Below are 15601 nucleotides of genomic sequence, written 5' to 3'. Positions count from 1 at the left end.
ATAATGAAGTTGAATCACTTCGAGCGGGGCATAGTACCACCACTATTACCGTTGGTCGCCTGGCGCCGTGCCCGTCTGATGTATTAACCACGCCAATACCCTGGGCGGTAATCCCAGCGTTCAAAGAGGGCAGTTGTTTTAATTATTAGAGTGGGTTTGCAGGGTTAACGCATGGATGGCTAATTGATATTTATTTTGCCCGCAAATCGATGACGCCTTTTTAGGGTGACGGTCGTTTTTGGATAACCCAGGTATTAAATACGACCTGCTCGCGCCTCAACCTGTGTGATGCAGACGTTGCTGCGGTTTATAGCCATAGTCTCTTTGCGGGATCTGCAAGGTGACCGTCGCAATCAATGAAGTTTGCTCACTTTCATCCAGGCCCAGTTCGCCCGTACGGGTGTCGATCAGTTCCAGTTGCCAGGCCAGCAACGTCAGGCAGTCGTGCAGGGCATCCAGCGCCTGGTCATGCAGTTGCATGGGGCTCACGGCGTTAGCGATCAGGTATTGAAGATGCCGGGAGAACTCGCTGATCGCCTGCAAAGCCAGGCCCTCGGCCTTTTCAGCCAGTTTGGCCAGGCTTGCTTTCATGCAGTCGATGGCGTCGCTATCGTTGCGGATCAGATGCAGATGGCTCAGGCACTCTTGCGACTTGGCCAGCAGCATTTCGGCTTCCAGCAGAAACTCGGGAAGTGCAGTTTGCCATTCGTTTGCGCTATTCATCATACAAGTCTCCACAACATAAGGTCGGGTGATGAGATGTCGCACCGGGTGAATGGCTTAAAACTAGCGCTGAAATATGACTGGAATCTGTAGGTCGCTTCTGAGACTTTCGTAGGACCGTTATTGGAATACTCACGAAAGCCGTGCATGGCCCCCGCTATTCGGGGCGTTTGCACACCTTCAGTTGCCGACACGTAAGTGCCTGAAAGACCCGTGGGCCGTGGGCTTGGCATGGCAAACAAAAGCCTGACTCCATTCATGCAATGAGAATGGCGTCACATTAATGGCTATTAGATATCGCGAATATCAGGTTGGGCCTGATTGTGTATAGGGGAATCCCTTACATGGCGGAACCTCGCGTCGATTTGAGTGTCGCGCAAGGCCGTCGTTTTGCCCCAGGGAGAGGCAATTGCAGTAAAGCATGATGTCAGTGTGACATCAATGCATTTACGTGGCATTTTACAGGGGTCAAGGTCTGGCGCTTGCCGCCGATAACAAGTGTTAGTAAGTAGCACAATCCCTCAGCGCGAAACCCACGCGTATATCAGGAGCTTTTAATGGCCGGCATTCTCGACACCGTAGATCAACGCACGCAACTGGTGGGTGAGAATCGCCTGGAGATTCTCATGTTTCGCCTGGCCGGACGGCAGCTGTTCGCGATCAACGTGTTTAAAGTGCAGGAAGTGCTGCAACTGCCCAAGCTGACCCTGATGCCGCAGCGCCATCCCTTTGTGTGCGGCGTGGTCAACCTGCGTGGCCAGACCTTGCCGGTGATCGACCTGTCCCAGGCCATCGGCATGCGTCCGTTGGTGCCTGGGCCCAACAGCACCATCATCGTTACCGAGTACAACCGCTCGGTGCAGGCGTTCCTGGTGGGCGGCGTCGACCGCATCGTCAACATGACCTGGGAATCGATCCTGCCGCCGCCGACCAGTGCCGGTCGCCAGCATTACCTCACGGCCATCAGCAAGGTCGATGACCAGTTGGTGGAAATCATCGATGTGGAAAAAGTGCTCGCCGAGATCGTGCCCTACAACGCCAAGGTCTCCCGTGAAAAACTCGAAGACCCGGTATTGGAACGCGCCCGTGGCCGTGAAGTGCTGCTGGTAGACGACTCCAACGTGGCTCTTTCGCAGTTGCGTGACACCCTGGGCCAGTTGGGCGTGAAGATGCACATCGCCAGTGATGGCCTCAAGGCGCTGAACATGCTCAAAGCCTGGGCTGACAGTGGCCAGGTGATGACCGACAAACTGCTGATGATCTTCACCGATGCCGAAATGCCCGAGATGGATGGCTACCGGCTCACCACCGAGATCCGCAACGACCCGCGTTTACGTGGCCTCTACGTGGTGCTGCACACCTCGTTGTCGGGCAGTTTCAACGACTCGATGGTCAAGAAAGTCGGGTGCGACAATTTCCTCTCCAAATTCCAGCCGGACAAGCTGGTGGATGTGGTGCGCCAGCGACTGATGTTGGACGAAGTGCCCGCCTGACTTTAGGATGACACTTTGTTTCCCAGGAATGCAGGCCCATGCTTCGTCTCAGCGCGCTCTACCGTTACCCCCTGAAGTCCGGCAAGGCCGAAACCTTGCAGCACATCGGCCTGGATAAACTCGGGCTGGACGGAGATCGACGCTGGATGCTGGTGGACGAAGCCAGCGGCCGTTTCCTCACGCAGCGGGCTGTGGCGAAGATGAGCCAGTTGTCGGCCCTGTGGAACGCTGCCGGTGGCCTGACCCTGAGTACACCGGGCACTGCACCGCTGGAGGTGGCGCTGCCGGGCAGCGCGGCCCCGTTGCGCGGCGTCACGATCTGGCGCGACACGTTGCGTGTGCCGGACGCGGGCGACGAAGCGGCGGCCTGGGTCAGTGATTTTATCGGCAAGCCGACGCGCCTGGTGCAGGTGCCACTTGAGCGTGCGCGCACCACACAAGATGGCTACGGCCGGGACGATGACCAGGTCGGGTTTGCCGATGGGTTCCCGTTGCTACTCATTGGCCAAGCCTCGTTGGACGACCTGTCCCAACGCATCGGTCGGCCCATGGACATGCTGCGTTTTCGCCCCAACCTGGTGATCGAGGGCAGCGAGGCCTTTGCCGAAGATGGCTGGAAGCGCTTGCGCATCGGCGACGTGGAGTTTCGCGTGGTCAAGTCCTGCTCACGCTGCATCCTCACCACCATCGATCCCAGCAGTGGCGAACGCAGCGACGACCGCGAACCGTTGACGACCCTCAAGACCTATCGCGAGCAGGATGGGGATGTGATGTTTGGCCAGAACCTGGTCAACGATGGTATCGGCCAACTGGCGGTCGGGATGCCGGTGACGGTGCTGGAATAAAAAACGCCCGTCTCCTGGGAGACGGGCGTTTTTTTGACCGCTCGAACGCTTAGCCGCGGTATTCGCACAGGTAAGCGGTATCGACCGCGACCTTGAGTTGGAACTTGCTGTTGGCCGGTACGTTGAACTGGCTGCCGGCGGCGAAGGTTTCCCACGCGTTGGCGTCTGGCAGCTTGACGGTCAGGGCGCCGGACACCACGTGCATGATCTCACGCTGGGCGGTGCCGAATTCGTATTCACCCGGAGCCATCACGCCGATGGTCGCCGGACCTTCTGCGGTGCCGAAAGCGATCGACTTGACGGTGCCGTCGAAGTACTCGTTGACTTTGAACATGGGTGAATCCTCGGAAAAGGGTCTGGAAAGGTCGGCCAGTATGCCCAAGCCCAGGGAAGCTGCCTAGACCGGCAAAATCAAGGGCAGCAGGCGTGCGGTGTTACGTGCGTCCTCCAGTGCCCGATGCTGCTGGCCATGGAACTGCATCCCCGCCAGTTGCAGGGCGCCATTGAGCCCCAGCGGTTTGTCCAGGCGCCGGGCCTTGGCGAAGCGCTGCTTGAGGTTCACATGGGGTATCTCAAGCAGCGCACTGGCCAGGCCATGGCGCTGCCATTCGAGCTCCAGTTGTACGCGGTCATAATCGCCCCAGCTGGCCCAACCTTCCAGGCGCGCCCGATGCTGGCCCAGCCAGCGCTCGAACAGCGGCCACACCTCGGTTATCGGTGCAGCAGCGTCCATGTTGGCCTGGGTGATATGGGTGAGTTGACGACAGAAGGGTGTCAGCAATGGTCGACGCAGCGGCCGCACAAAACGCTGGAAGTGATCCAGTTCGCGGCCCTGGCGGTTGACCAGGCTGGCGCCGATCTCGATGACTTCCATCTCCGTCACGGGCCAGCCGCCTTCATCCGTTGTGGCTTCAAGGTCAATAATCAGCCAATGAGGCATCGTGCAGGTTCCCGTACTCGTCCCTTCCTGATGGGGATAGAGCGTAGCCGGGCCTTGTAGTTCCGCCTAGGGACTTATTCGATCTCCAGCAGAACCTGACGATTGCGCACCTGATCGCCCGTCACCACCTGCACACCCTTGACGATGCCGTCGATGCCCGCGGTCAGTGGATGTTCCATTTTCATCGCTTCGAGCACCACCAGCAGTTGGCCTTTACTGACGCTGTCGCCCACGCGTACACGCACGTCGACGATAGCGCCGTCCATCGGCGCCTTGACGCTGCCGCCATCGGGTTCGGCCTGGCGGTTGGCGATGTGTTGGGTGCGGTTGATCACCTTCACGCCGGGCAGCCACAGCTGGGTGTCATCAAGGTGGTAAGCGACACGGCGGCGGATGCCATTGAGTACGACGGTGGCCCAACGGCCATCGGTGCTCAGATGGCGGATGTCGATGCCATTGGCTTGCAGGTGGTTGGCGGCCAGCACGCTGACCGCGATCACCTGGACGTCGTCGTTTATGGCCAGGCGATAGGTCCACGCCACGCTGGCGTTGTTGCGCCAGCCGGATAAGTCCTGGCGGTGGGTCGCGGCGCTGTGTTGGTAAAACAGCGCGGCAGCCAGGGCGCTGTGTTCAGCCGTCAAGGTCGGGGGGGCAATCTCGTTGAAGTGCTCGGCGATCAAGCCGGTGCTGAACGCGCCGCCGATAAAGTTCGGGTGCTTGAGCAGGTCGGCAAGCAGTCGCTGATTGGTCGCCATCCCCAGCAATACCGTGTCTTCCACGGCCCGCAGCAATTTTCGCCGGGCTTCTTCGCGGGTAGCGCCGTGGGCGATGATCTTGCCCAGCATCGGGTCATAGAACGGGCTGATGCGCTGGCCTTCTACAACACCGTGGTCAATCCGTACGCCGTCGGCCGGCTCCCAGCGCAGTACGTCGCCGGTCTGCGGCAGGAAACCTTGAGCCGGGTCTTCAGCGTAGAGGCGCACTTCCATGGCGTGGCCGCTCAGGGTCACGTCGGCTTGCTTGAGTGGCAGCGGTTCACCGGCGGCGATTCTCAGTTGCCAGTCCACCAGGTCCAGGCCTGTGATCAGCTCGGTGACCGGGTGCTCCACTTGCAGGCGGGTGTTCATTTCCAGGAAATAGAAGCGGCCATTGCGATCGAGCAGGAATTCCACGGTGCCGGCGCCGACGTAATTCACCGCGCGCCCGGCCTTGAGCGCGGCTTCGCCCATGGCGTGCCGCAACGTCGGGGTCATGACGGGGCAGGGCGCTTCTTCGATGACTTTCTGGTGGCGACGCTGAATCGAGCAGTCGCGTTCGCCCAGGTAAATGAGGTCGCCGTGGCTGTCGCCGAACAGTTGGATTTCGACGTGGCGCGGGTCGACCAGGGCCTGTTCGAGGATCAGTTCGTCGCTGCCGAAGGCGTTCAGGGCTTCGGACCGGGCCGTGCGCAGTTGGTCTTGCAGTTGCGTGCTGTCGTGGACCAGGCGCATGCCACGCCCACCGCCGCCGGCGCTGGCTTTGATCATCAGCGGAAAGCCAATGCGCTGGGCCTCTTGTTGCAGGGTAACGTCGTCCTGCGCACTGCCTTGGTAGCCGGTAATGCACGGCACACCGGCCTCGAGCATGGCGAGTTTGGACAAGCGCTTGCTGCCCATCAGCTCGATGGCCTCGGCGCTGGGGCCGATAAAGACCAGCCCGGCTTGTGCGCAGGCACGGGCGAAATCGGGGTTTTCGGAGAGGAAGCCGTAGCCGGGGTGAATCGCGTCAGCGCCGGTGAGCCTGGCCGCTTCGAGAATGGCCGGGATGTTGAGGTAGGACTGCTGCACCGGGGCAGCGCCGATGTTGACGGCTTCGTCGGCGATCTGCACGTGCAGGGCCTGGGCGTCGGCGACGCTGTAGACGGCGACGGTCCTGTAGCCCAATGCCTGGGCGGTGCGCTGGAGGCGGCAGGCGATTTCGCCGCGGTTGGCGATCAGGATCTTGGTGAATGCAGGCATTGGGTTACCCCTTGGCTGGTAGGGTGTTTGTTCGGGCCTCATCGCGAGCAAGCCCAATCCCACAGTGGGAACGCATTTCAAAATGTGGGAGGGGGCTTGCTCCGATGACGTCATTTACACCACCCCGGCCTGCGCTTCTGCACAAACGCCTGGGTCCCCTCAATCCCTTCTTCACTTCTCACCGCTTCAGCAAACCATTGCGCCCCTCGGTCCAGCACCTCTTCAAGCGGTTCAGCCCCACTCGCCAACAACAGCGCCTTGGTCCGCCCATTAGCCCCCGGTGCACAGCGCAACACCTGCCCCAGCACCTCATCCAATCGCTCGGCTAGCGCCTGCGGGTCGTGCTCCACAAAATGCACCACCCCCAGCCGCCCAGCCTCCACCCCATCAAACTGCGCCGCCGTCAGCGCCAGCCGGCGAGCCTGGGTCAGGCCGATACGCTTGACCACAAACGGCGCAATCTGTGCCGGTAATAATCCCAGGCTGGTCTCCGGCAAGCCGAACTGTGCCTGATGGTCGGCAAGGGCAATATCGCTGACGCACGCCAGGCCAAAACCACCGCCCAGCACGGCGCCTTGCAGTACGACGATGACCACCTGGGGCACCGCTTCTACTTCTTGCAGCAATGTGCCGAACGCCCGGTTCAGGGCCTGCAACTGGCCGCCGGCCTGGACCATGTCCTTCACATCCGCCCCGGCGCAGAAGTGCCCACCCGCACCGCTGATCACCAGCGCGCGCACGTGGCTGTCCAACTGCGCCACGACCGCGCGCAGTTCATTGACCATTTCCAGGCTCATGGCGTTGCGGCATTGCGGGCGGTTGAGGGTGATGTGCAACACGCCGTTATGGGGCTCCAGCAACAGGGTGTTCATGACTTTTTCCCCGGCAAGGTGCCCATCAGTTTGCTGATGATGCCCAGCATGATTTCGTCGGCACCGCCGCCAATCGACACCAGGCGTACGTCGCGATAGGCGCGGGCCACCGGGTTGTCCCACATGAAGCCCATGCCGCCCCAATATTGCAGGCAACTGTCACTGACTTCGCGGCCCAGGCGCCCGGCCTTGAGCTTGGCCATGGAGGCCAGGCGGGTCACGTCCTGGCCTTTGATGTATTGCTCGGTGGCCTGGTAGACCAACGCGCGCAGGCATTCGATCTCAGTGGCCAGTTCGGCCAGGCGGAAGTGGATGACCTGATTGTCGATCAGCGCTTTGCCGAAGGTCTGGCGCTCCTTGCAGTATTCGATGGTGCTGTCGATGCAGTACTCCAGGCCCTTGATCATATTGGCCGCGCCAAACAGGCGTTCTTCCTGGAATTGCAGCATCTGCATCATGAAGCCCGCGCCCTCATGGCCGATGCGGTTGCGCTGTGGCACGCGCACGCCATCGAAGAACACTTGGGCGGTCTCGGAGCTGTGCATGCCGAGCTTTTCCAGGGGCGGGCTGACGCTGATGCCCGGGGTGTTCATCGGTACCATGATCAGCGATTTGTTGACGTGCGGTTTGTCGTCGGAGGTGTTGGCCAGCAGGCAGATAAAGTCGGCGCTGGGCGAGTTGGTGATCCACATTTTGCTGCCGTTGATCACGTAGTCGCTGCCATCTTTGCGCGCATGGGTCTTGAGCCCCGCCACGTCGGACCCGGCACCGGTTTCCGAGACGCCGATGCAACCGACGTGTTCGCCGCTGATGGCCGGGCGCAGGAATTCGTCGCGCAGTTCATCGGAGCCGAAGCGGGCGAGGGCGGGGGTGCACATGTCGGTCTGCACGCCGATCGACATGGGGATACCGCCGCAGCGAATGGTGCCGAACTCTTCGGCGGCGACGATGGAATAGCTGTAGTCCAGGCCCATGCCGCCGAACTGCTCCGGCTTGGAAATGCCCAGCAGGCCGAGGTCGCCGGCTTTGCGAAAAATTTCGTGGATAGGGAAGCGCCCGGCTTTTTCCCATTCATCCACATAGGGGTTGATCTCGCGGTCGACGAAGGCGCGGACGGTGCGACGCAGTTCCTGGTGTTCCTGGGTAAAAATCATTTTTTATCGTTCTCCTGATCGTCGTTAGAAGCGCGCCACGCCAAAGCTGTTGGGTTGCAGTTGCCGCCGTTCGGCTTCGTGACAGATATCCAGTAGAAAACCGAGCAAGGTGCGGCTATCGCGTGGATCAATCAGCCCGTCGTCCCACAGGTTGGCGCTGCCGTACAGGGCGGTGGACTGGCTGTCGAGCTTTTGCGCGGTGACCTGTTCGAGCATGTCGAGCACCTTGGGGTCGGGCACCAGGCCGTCCTTCAGTTGCTTGGCCTCGGTGACGATGCGCAGCACCTTGCCCGCCTGAGCACCACCCATCACCGCCGTACGGCTGTTGGGCCAGGCGAAGATAAAGCGCGGGTCCAGGCCGCGACCGCACATCGCATAGTTGCCGGCACCGTAGGAGCCGCCCACCACAATCGTGAGTTTGGGCACACGGGCGTTGGCCACCGCCTGGATCATCTTCGCGCCGTGCTTGATCACGCCTTGCTGTTCCGACTCGCTGCCGACCATGAAGCCGGTGGTGTTGTGCAGGAACAACAGCGGCGTGCGGCTCTGGTCACACAGCTGGATAAACTGCGCGGCCTTGCTGGCGCCCTTGGGTGTGATGGGGCCGTTATTGCCGATCACACCGACGGCGCGGCCTTGGATGTGCAGGTGGCCGCAGACGGTGTGGGCGTCGTACTCGTGCTTGAACTCGAGGAAGTGAGAGGCGTCCGCCAGGCGCGCGAGGATTTCGCGTACGTCGTAGGGTTTTTTCGGGTCGTCGGGGATCAGCCCGAGCAGCTCGTCGATGGGGTACAACGGCTCGGCGTAGGTGCGTTTCGCGGCCCGCGGCAGGTGGTCATCCCAGGGCAGCAGGCCGACGATTTCACGCACGATGCGCACGCCATCGGCATCGTTTTCCGCCAGGTATTCAGCGGTGCCGGCGACTTGCGCATGCATCTGGGCGCCGCCCAAGGCTTCATCGGTGGCGACTTCGCCGGTGGCCGCCTTGAGCAACGGAGGCCCGGCGAGGAACAGCTTGGCCTTGCCGCGCACCACCACCACGTAATCCGACAACCCCGGTTGATACGCGCCGCCCGCCGTGGCCGAGCCGTGCACCACGGTGATTTGCGGCAGGCCCATAGCCGACATGCGCGCCTGGTTGGCAAAGCTGCGCGCGCCTTCGACGAAAATCTCGGCGGCGTAATTGAGGTTGGCGCCGCCGCTTTCGGCGAGGGTCACCACCGGCAATTTGTTCTCCATGGCGATCTGTTGCAGGCGCAGGGATTTTTTCAAGCCGCTGGGGGAAATGGTGCCGCCCTTGATCGCGCTGTTGTTCGCCACCACCAGCATGCGCACGCCGCTGACATAGCCGATGCCGGCGATCAGCCCGCCACCGGCGGCGCTACCGTCTTTGTCGTCGTGGAGTTTGTAGCCGGCCAGGCTAGCCAACTCCAGGAACGGCGCGCCGGGGTCCAGCAGCAGGTTGAGGCGCTCGCGTGGCAGCAACTGGCCGCGCTTGTCGAACTTGGGTTTGGCTTCCTGCGCCTTGGCGAGCAGGTTGTGTTCCAACTGGCGCAACTGCGCGATGGCGGCCAGCATGGCGTCGCGGTTTTGCGCGAACTGTGGGCTATGGGCGTCTATCAGGGTTTCGATCACGGGCATGGTTTATTGCTCCGCCTTGAGCACATCGGGCAGGTAGGCGCGGTGGAAGCCATTGAACGGTTCACTGGGCCGCTGTGCCTTGGGCAAAGGCCATGCTCGGCTACCCAGGCTGGCGGCACCGTCGATGCGCAAGGTGCTGCCGCTGATGAAGGCGGCGGCCGGGCTGAGCAGAAACACGATGGCGGCGCTGACTTCCGACTCGGTGCCGATGCGCTTGAGCGGCACATGTTCGCGCAAGGTCGGGATCACCGCCTTGAACGCGCCTTCGTAGGTGTCCATGCCGCTGGAGGCAATCCAGCCGGGCGCCACGGCGTTGACGCGTACGCCGGCATAACCCCATTCAAACGCGGCGGTTTTGGTGAAATTGTCCATGCCTGAACGCGCCGCGCCCGAGTGGCCCATGCCCGGCATGCCGCCCCACATGTCGGCGAGCATGTTGACGATGGCGCCGCCGTGCGTGCTCATCGACTGGTTGAACACTTCCCGAGCCATCAGGAAGCCGCCGACGAGGTTGGTGCGCAGCACGGTTTCAAAGCCCTTTTGATTGATCGACGCCAGCGGCGACGGGTATTGGCCGCCTGCATTATTCACCAGGCCGTGGATCGGGCCGTGGTCGTGGATGATCTGCGTAACCTGCGCCTTCACCGCCTCTTCATCGCGAATATCGCAGGCATGCCATTGCGCGTTGCCGCCGTCTTCAGCGATTTCTGCGGCGACTTTCTGGAGCTTTTCCGGCTTGCGTCCGACCAGGATGACGCGGGCGCCAAGCGCTGCCAGTTCATGGGCGGTGCAGCGGCCAATGCCACTGCCGCCGCCGGTGACAATCACGGTTTGCCCTTGGAACAGGCCGGTTTTGAAGATCGAGTCGAAGGCCACGGCGACGGTCCTTTAGGTAAGAGAATCTGCGATGTGTTGCGGCACGGCGATGGGGATTTCCAGCAGTTGCTGGGCGAACGCCTTGCCTTGCGGGTCGATGCGCAGGCTGGCCATGCCGCCGCCGCCCAAGGCATTTTCCAGGACGAAATTCAGGCTGTGGCTGCCGGGCATATACCAGCGTTCGATGCGGCCATGAATCGGGTCGAGCACGTGGCCCATCCAGTCGACGATCACCTCCGGGGTCAGCGCTTCGGCGATCCACGGCAGGTAGTCGGGGTGGCGGGCGATCACGCCGATATTGCTGTGGTTGCCTTTGTCGCCGGAACGCGCCACGGCAAGTTTCACCAGGGACACGCTGGCGTCGGCGCGGCCCTGCGGCTTGGGGGGCTCGATGGGGGCGGCCGGGGTGAGCAATGACGTGGAGGCGGGCCTTTCAACCGTGTGGCGTTGGTTCTGGTAATCGACGGCGACGTCGCAGGACGATTTGTCGATCAGGAACGAAAACAGCCGGATCAGCGGGTAGACCGTGGGCCGCCCGCCGACGATCCCGGTCAGCCCCGGCGCCATGCCGGTGGCGGCCTGGGCGATTTCGCGGGCAAACAGTACCAGCGCCTGTTTGCTGGGGTGTCGCACGGCCAGCTTGACCACGACTTCACGGCAGTCCTGGCGTTGGGCGTGGGCGCCGTAGGTGGCTTCGCTGCCCAGCAGTTCGATGTTCACCTCGGTGTACGGCGCCCAGCCGCGCTGGCGGAACAGCTCCGAGGTCTTGTTGATGATCGCCTGGCTGACCCGTTCGGCTTTGGCCACCGCGTCGATACCGGCGATCAGGCAACTGGCGGTACACCGAAAACCGTCGGGGTAGGTGGCGCTGACTTTGTATTGGGCGGTCGGTGGCAAGCCTTTGGCGCCGCGCAGGTGCACTTGGTTTTTGCCTTGTTGGCGCAACGTGACCTGGCTGAAATCGCAGATCACGTCGGGCAATAGATAGGCGCGCGGGTCACCGATTTCATACAGCAGTTGTTCGGCCACGCTGAGTTCACTGATCAGCCCGCCGCTGCCCTCGACCTTGTTCACGGTAAATTGCCCATCGGCGCTGACTTCGACGATGGGAAAGCCGATGTGTTCGTAGTCCGGCACGTCGCGCCAATCGGTGAAGTTGCCGCCGGTGCACTGGGCGCCACATTCGATGATATGCCCGGCCAGGGCGGCTTGGGCGAGGCGGTCGTAGTCCTGCCATGACCAATTGAACTCATGCACCAGCGCCGCGCTGACCACCGCGCTGTCGACCACGCGGCCGGTGATGACAATGTCCGCGCCCAGTTTCAGCGCTTGCGCGATGCCCGGCGCGCCGAGGTAGGCGTTGGCGCTGACGCACAGGGGCGGTAGCGGCGTGCCGTTGAACATATCGACGATGCCGTGCAGTTGCTTGAGCTGGGGTTGCAGGTCGTCTCCCAGCAGCACGGCGATGGTCAGCGGGATCTGGGCCTTGTCACAGGCTGCTTGCAAGGCGGCGGCACAGGCGAGGGGGTTGATGCCACCGGCGTTGCTGATCACGCGGATGCCCTGGCGCTGGATATCGGCCAGCAACGGCGTGAGGACTTCGACAAAGTCCGTGGCGTAGCCGGCCTGGGGATCTTTCATTCGCGCGCCGGCGAGGATCGACATCGTGACCTCCGCCAGGTAGTCGAACACCAGGTAATCCAGTGCTCCGCCGTGCACCAACTGGGCGGCGGCGGTGCAGGTATCACCCCAGAAAGCGCTGGCGCAGCCGATACGAACCGTCTTGTTCATGAGAAGTCCTTCTCCGAATGGCTGGGCGGGAGACTACCAAGCAAGCGCTTGGTTTGTAAACTCTGGACACAAGTTTTGCCCAAGCGCTTGCTTGGGTGGCTGCCACGGCCTAAATTGCCGCCCAAGACGTCAGTAGAAGTGAAGGAGAGCAGCATGGATGAGCACAAAGCCCTGCGGGTGATGCGCACCATGGTCGACGGTGGCCAATTGACCGACCCCGACAGTGCCCGGGGCAAGTTGCTGCAAACCGCGGCTCACCTGTTTCGCAACAAGGGCTTCGAGCGCACCACCGTGCGTGACCTGGCCAGCGCCGTGGGTATCCAGTCCGGTAGCATTTTTCATCACTTCAAGAGCAAGGATGAGATCCTGCGGGCGGTGATGGAAGAAACCATTCATTACAACACGGCGATGATGCGCGCTTCGCTGGAAGAGGCAAGCAACGTCCGCGAGCGTGTGCTGGCGCTGATTCGCTGTGAATTGCAGTCCATCATGGGTGGCAGTGGCGAGGCGATGGCGGTGCTGGTCTACGAATGGCGCTCGCTGTCGGCCGAAGGCCAGGCCCAGGTGCTGGCGCTGCGTGACGTGTATGAAGAACTCTGGTTGCAAGTGCTGGGGGAAGCCAAGGCTGCCGGCTATATTCGCGGTGACGTGTTTATCACCCGGCGCTTCCTGACGGGCGCCTTGTCCTGGACCACCACCTGGTTTCGTGCCGAAGGCAGCCTGACATTGGAAGAGTTGGCTGAAGAAGCCTTGCTGATGGTGCTGAAGGCGGACTGAGGTGCAAGTTATTAATTTGCCGGTGAAAGTTGTCTCGCCCGCTAAAAGCGCCTAGCTTATTGCCATCAGCATATTGAACGGTGTGTGCCTCGATGTTTTCGCCATGGCGGCTGGCTGCAGGACTTACTTTATGGGCACTCGGCACCGTAGCGTGGACGCAGGTGTGTGCCGCTCAGTTGGTCAGGGTGGGTGCCGCGCACTTTCCACCCTACACGGTGCGCCCTGAGCAAGGTGCCGACACCGGCTTGCTGCCGCAATTGGTCGAAGCCCTCAACGCTGCGCAGACCGACTATCAGTTTGTGCTGGTGCCGACCTCCATCCCGCGTCGTTTTCGGGATTTCGAGCAGGGGCGAGTTGACATGGCGATTTTCGAAAACCCTTCCTGGGGCTGGCAGAATATTCCCCATACCAGCATCGACATGGGGCTTGAAGACGCGGAAATCTTCGTCGCCCAGCGCGAACCCGACCGCGATCAAAGCTATTTCGCCGACCTTACCGGCAAGCGCCTGGCAGTCTTCAGCGGTTATCACTATGCATTCGCCAACTTCAACCCCGACCCCAAGTACCTGGCCGAACACTTCAACGCCACGTTGACCTATTCCCATGACAGCAACTTGCTGATGGTCGCCCGCGGGCGTGCGGATATCGCCTTGGTCACCCGTTCATACCTGAGTGATTTCATGGCGCGTAACGCCGAAATGGCCGGGCAGTTCCTGGTGTCCGAACGCGTCGATCAGGTCTACCACCATTACGCATTGCTGCGGCCCAAGGCGCCGATCACGGGCGAAGCGTTTGGTGCATTGCTCAAGGGCCTGCGGGACAATGGCGAGATGTTGAAGATTTTCGAGCCGTATCGTATCGATGTAATGGCGGTGCCCTGAGGTCAGACCCGCCGCGCGAACGTATCGCTGTGGTTGCCCGACACCTTGCGGCAGTGCACCAGCGCATCCCGGATCATGAAGTTCACCAAGGTCGGCGAAACCCCGAGTTCCTTGGCGATGTCCTTTTGCGGTACGCCGTGCAGGCGGTACATCTCGAACGCGTAGCGGGTGCGCTTGGGCAACGCCGTCAGCGCGTCGGCAATGTTTTCCAGCGTGTTGAAGTTGATGTGGGAGGTTTCCGGTGAAGCGCCGTGAATGACCACATTCAAGCCTTCTTCTTCCGTCCCGGAGTATTTGAGCTCCAGTGCCTGTTTGCGGTAGTGATCGATCGCCAGGTTGCGCACGATCTGGAACAGATAACTCAATTGGGCCTTGAACGATGACGTGATCGTTGGTGCTGATTGCAGGCGGAAGTAGGCGTCTTGCACCACGTCTTCGGCACGGGAACGGCACCCGGTTATGCGCGCCGCGATCTTTACCAGGATCAGCCGATTGTCGACGAATGCCTGGAGCAGCGGTGAGTCGCACCTGCCTGTGGATACTGGTTCCGTCATGGAAATCACCTTGTGGCAAAAGAGTTTAGGGGAGGGCGTCTTGGCCGGTGCCTCCTACACATCGGGCAACAAATTATGCTTAATGATAATTATTGTCAAATGAGAAGGCGAACTAATCCTATGCTTTCCTGAAAGGTGTGAACCACCTCTCGCTGCCCGCTGCCGACTAATTATTTACCGGCACCGTCCGTTCTTCTGGGTGACAGGTCCGTTAAAAAAACGGCCAAGGATCAGCACCCGCAGGAGGGCGACATGGGTTTCTACCGTGCAAACAGCGTGTTCCAGGCTGGAGTGCTCAAGCGATGAGTACGCCGACGCGACTGCGCCTGTTTTGCCTGCCCCATTCAGGCGCCAGCGCCTCGGTTTATGCACGTTGGCGACGAGCCCTGCCGGAGTGGCTGCAGGTGTGCCCGCTGGAATTGCCGGGGCGCGGCATGCGCATGGACGAGCCGTTACAGCGCGACATCAAGGCATTGGCGGCGCAACTGGCGGAGGAAATCAGTCGCGACCTGAACGGCCCCTATGCACTGTTCGGCCACAGCCTCGGCGGCTTGCTGGCGTTCGAGCTGGTGCATGCATTGGACGCACGCCATCTACCCGCTCCGTTGGCGCTGTTCGCGTCCGGTACGGCCGGCCCGGCGCGTCGTGATGTCAGCGAATACGCGGTCGAAAAAACCGATGAGCAACTGATCGCCCGCCTGCGCGAACTCCAGGGCACCGCCGAAGAGGCCCTGGCCAGCCCCGAGTTGATGCAGTTGATGTTGCCGATCCTGCGCGCAGACTTTCTGCTGTGCGGCAGTTTCAACTATGGCCGGCGCGAACCGTTGGGTGTGCCGATCCATGTCTTTGGCGGCAAACAGGACAGTGTGCGCACCGACCAGTTGCTCGACTGGCAGATCGATGCCGCCAGTGACTTCTCCCTGGACCTGTTTGACGGCCACCACTTCTTTCTCGTGCAGCACGAAAGTGCCGTGCTGCGCTGCGTGCGGCGTTATGCCGACGAACATCTGGCGCGTTGGCGCCTGGGTGTGGCGCGGCAACAGGTCACCGGCTGACC

At 61.5% G+C, this 15601-nt stretch carries 15 protein-coding genes; 5 read left to right on the top strand and 10 right to left on the bottom strand.

Annotation, left to right across the window (positions count from 1 at the left end; genetic code table 11):
- Window positions 1-276 precede the first annotated feature (276 nt).
- Window positions 277-726 (bottom strand): hypothetical protein, encoded by a 450-nt coding sequence (locus M5B43_RS16265; protein ID WP_248751052.1) that lies wholly within the window; start codon window positions 724-726, stop codon window positions 277-279.
- A gap of 554 nt (window positions 727-1280) precedes the next feature.
- On the opposite strand from M5B43_RS16265, the gene M5B43_RS16260 reads away from it, so the two are divergent.
- The gene (locus tag M5B43_RS16260) at window positions 1281-2216 is read left to right on the top strand and encodes a chemotaxis protein CheV (protein WP_248751051.1); all 936 of its coding nucleotides are present in this window, start codon (window positions 1281-1283) and stop codon (window positions 2214-2216) included.
- Window positions 2217-2254: 38 nt separating this feature from the next.
- The gene (locus tag M5B43_RS16255) at window positions 2255-3061 is read left to right on the top strand and encodes an MOSC domain-containing protein (RefSeq protein ID WP_248751050.1); all 807 of its coding nucleotides are present in this window, start codon (window positions 2255-2257) and stop codon (window positions 3059-3061) included.
- A 49-nt stretch (window positions 3062-3110) separates the two neighbouring features.
- Here M5B43_RS16255 and M5B43_RS16250 read toward each other — a convergent pair whose 3' ends face one another.
- The 8 genes from M5B43_RS16250 to M5B43_RS16215 all read right to left on the bottom strand — a co-directional run bounded on the left by M5B43_RS16250 (window position 3111) and on the right by M5B43_RS16215 (window position 12332).
- Window positions 3111-3395: a pyrimidine/purine nucleoside phosphorylase gene (locus tag M5B43_RS16250; protein WP_248751049.1), complete on the bottom strand. Its 285-nt coding sequence runs from the start codon at window positions 3393-3395 to the stop codon at window positions 3111-3113.
- 63 nt (window positions 3396-3458) lie between these two features.
- A complete protein-coding gene (locus tag M5B43_RS16245) occupies window positions 3459-4001 on the bottom strand; it encodes an exonuclease domain-containing protein (RefSeq protein WP_248751048.1) in 543 nt (180 codons plus the stop codon).
- Window positions 4002-4075: 74 nt separating this feature from the next.
- Window positions 4076-5998: an acetyl/propionyl/methylcrotonyl-CoA carboxylase subunit alpha gene (locus M5B43_RS16240; protein WP_248751047.1), complete on the bottom strand. Its 1923-nt coding sequence runs from the start codon at window positions 5996-5998 to the stop codon at window positions 4076-4078.
- Between the two features lie 110 nt (window positions 5999-6108).
- A complete protein-coding gene (locus M5B43_RS16235; protein ID WP_248751046.1) occupies window positions 6109-6870 on the bottom strand; it encodes an enoyl-CoA hydratase-related protein in 762 nt (253 codons plus the stop codon).
- The gene (gene atuD / locus M5B43_RS16230; protein ID WP_248751045.1) at window positions 6867-8024 is read right to left on the bottom strand and encodes a citronellyl-CoA dehydrogenase; all 1158 of its coding nucleotides are present in this window, start codon (window positions 8022-8024) and stop codon (window positions 6867-6869) included. The genes M5B43_RS16235 and atuD overlap by 4 nt, the downstream gene beginning before the upstream one ends.
- 24 nt (window positions 8025-8048) lie before the next feature.
- Window positions 8049-9665 (bottom strand): geranyl-CoA carboxylase subunit beta, encoded by a 1617-nt coding sequence (gene atuC, locus M5B43_RS16225; protein WP_248751044.1) that lies wholly within the window; start codon window positions 9663-9665, stop codon window positions 8049-8051.
- A gap of 3 nt (window positions 9666-9668) precedes the next feature.
- The gene (locus M5B43_RS16220) at window positions 9669-10541 is read right to left on the bottom strand and encodes an SDR family oxidoreductase (RefSeq protein ID WP_248751043.1); all 873 of its coding nucleotides are present in this window, start codon (window positions 10539-10541) and stop codon (window positions 9669-9671) included.
- 12 nt (window positions 10542-10553) lie between these two features.
- Window positions 10554-12332, bottom strand: a complete 1779-nt coding sequence (locus tag M5B43_RS16215; protein WP_248751042.1) for an acyclic terpene utilization AtuA family protein — start codon at window positions 12330-12332, stop codon at window positions 10554-10556.
- 153 nt (window positions 12333-12485) lie between these two features.
- Here M5B43_RS16215 and M5B43_RS16210 point away from each other — a divergent pair, with 153 nt between their 5' ends.
- Window positions 12486-13109 carry a TetR/AcrR family transcriptional regulator gene (locus tag M5B43_RS16210; RefSeq protein WP_248751041.1) on the top strand — a complete coding sequence of 208 codons (624 nt, stop codon included), beginning with the start codon at window positions 12486-12488 and terminating at the stop codon, window positions 13107-13109.
- 92 nt (window positions 13110-13201) lie between these two features.
- Window positions 13202-13990 carry a transporter substrate-binding domain-containing protein gene (locus tag M5B43_RS16205; RefSeq protein ID WP_248751040.1) on the top strand — a complete coding sequence of 263 codons (789 nt, stop codon included), beginning with the start codon at window positions 13202-13204 and terminating at the stop codon, window positions 13988-13990.
- Window positions 13991-13992: 2 nt separating this feature from the next.
- On the opposite strand, the gene M5B43_RS16200 is transcribed toward M5B43_RS16205, so the two are convergent.
- Window positions 13993-14544, bottom strand: a complete 552-nt coding sequence (locus tag M5B43_RS16200; protein WP_248751039.1) for an RNA polymerase factor sigma-70 — start codon at window positions 14542-14544, stop codon at window positions 13993-13995.
- Between the two features lie 302 nt (window positions 14545-14846).
- On the opposite strand from M5B43_RS16200, the gene M5B43_RS16195 reads away from it, so the two are divergent.
- Window positions 14847-15599, top strand: coding sequence for an alpha/beta fold hydrolase (locus M5B43_RS16195; protein WP_248751038.1), 753 nt, complete (start codon window positions 14847-14849; stop codon window positions 15597-15599).
- Window positions 15600-15601 lie beyond the last annotated feature (2 nt).

The sequence above is a fragment of the Pseudomonas sp. MWU15-20650 genome, assembly GCF_023242475.1.
GTDB lineage: Bacteria > Pseudomonadota > Gammaproteobacteria > Pseudomonadales > Pseudomonadaceae > Aquipseudomonas.
The sequence above is the reverse complement of the archived record's forward strand: the minus strand, read 5'-3'. Positions and strand labels throughout refer to the sequence as shown.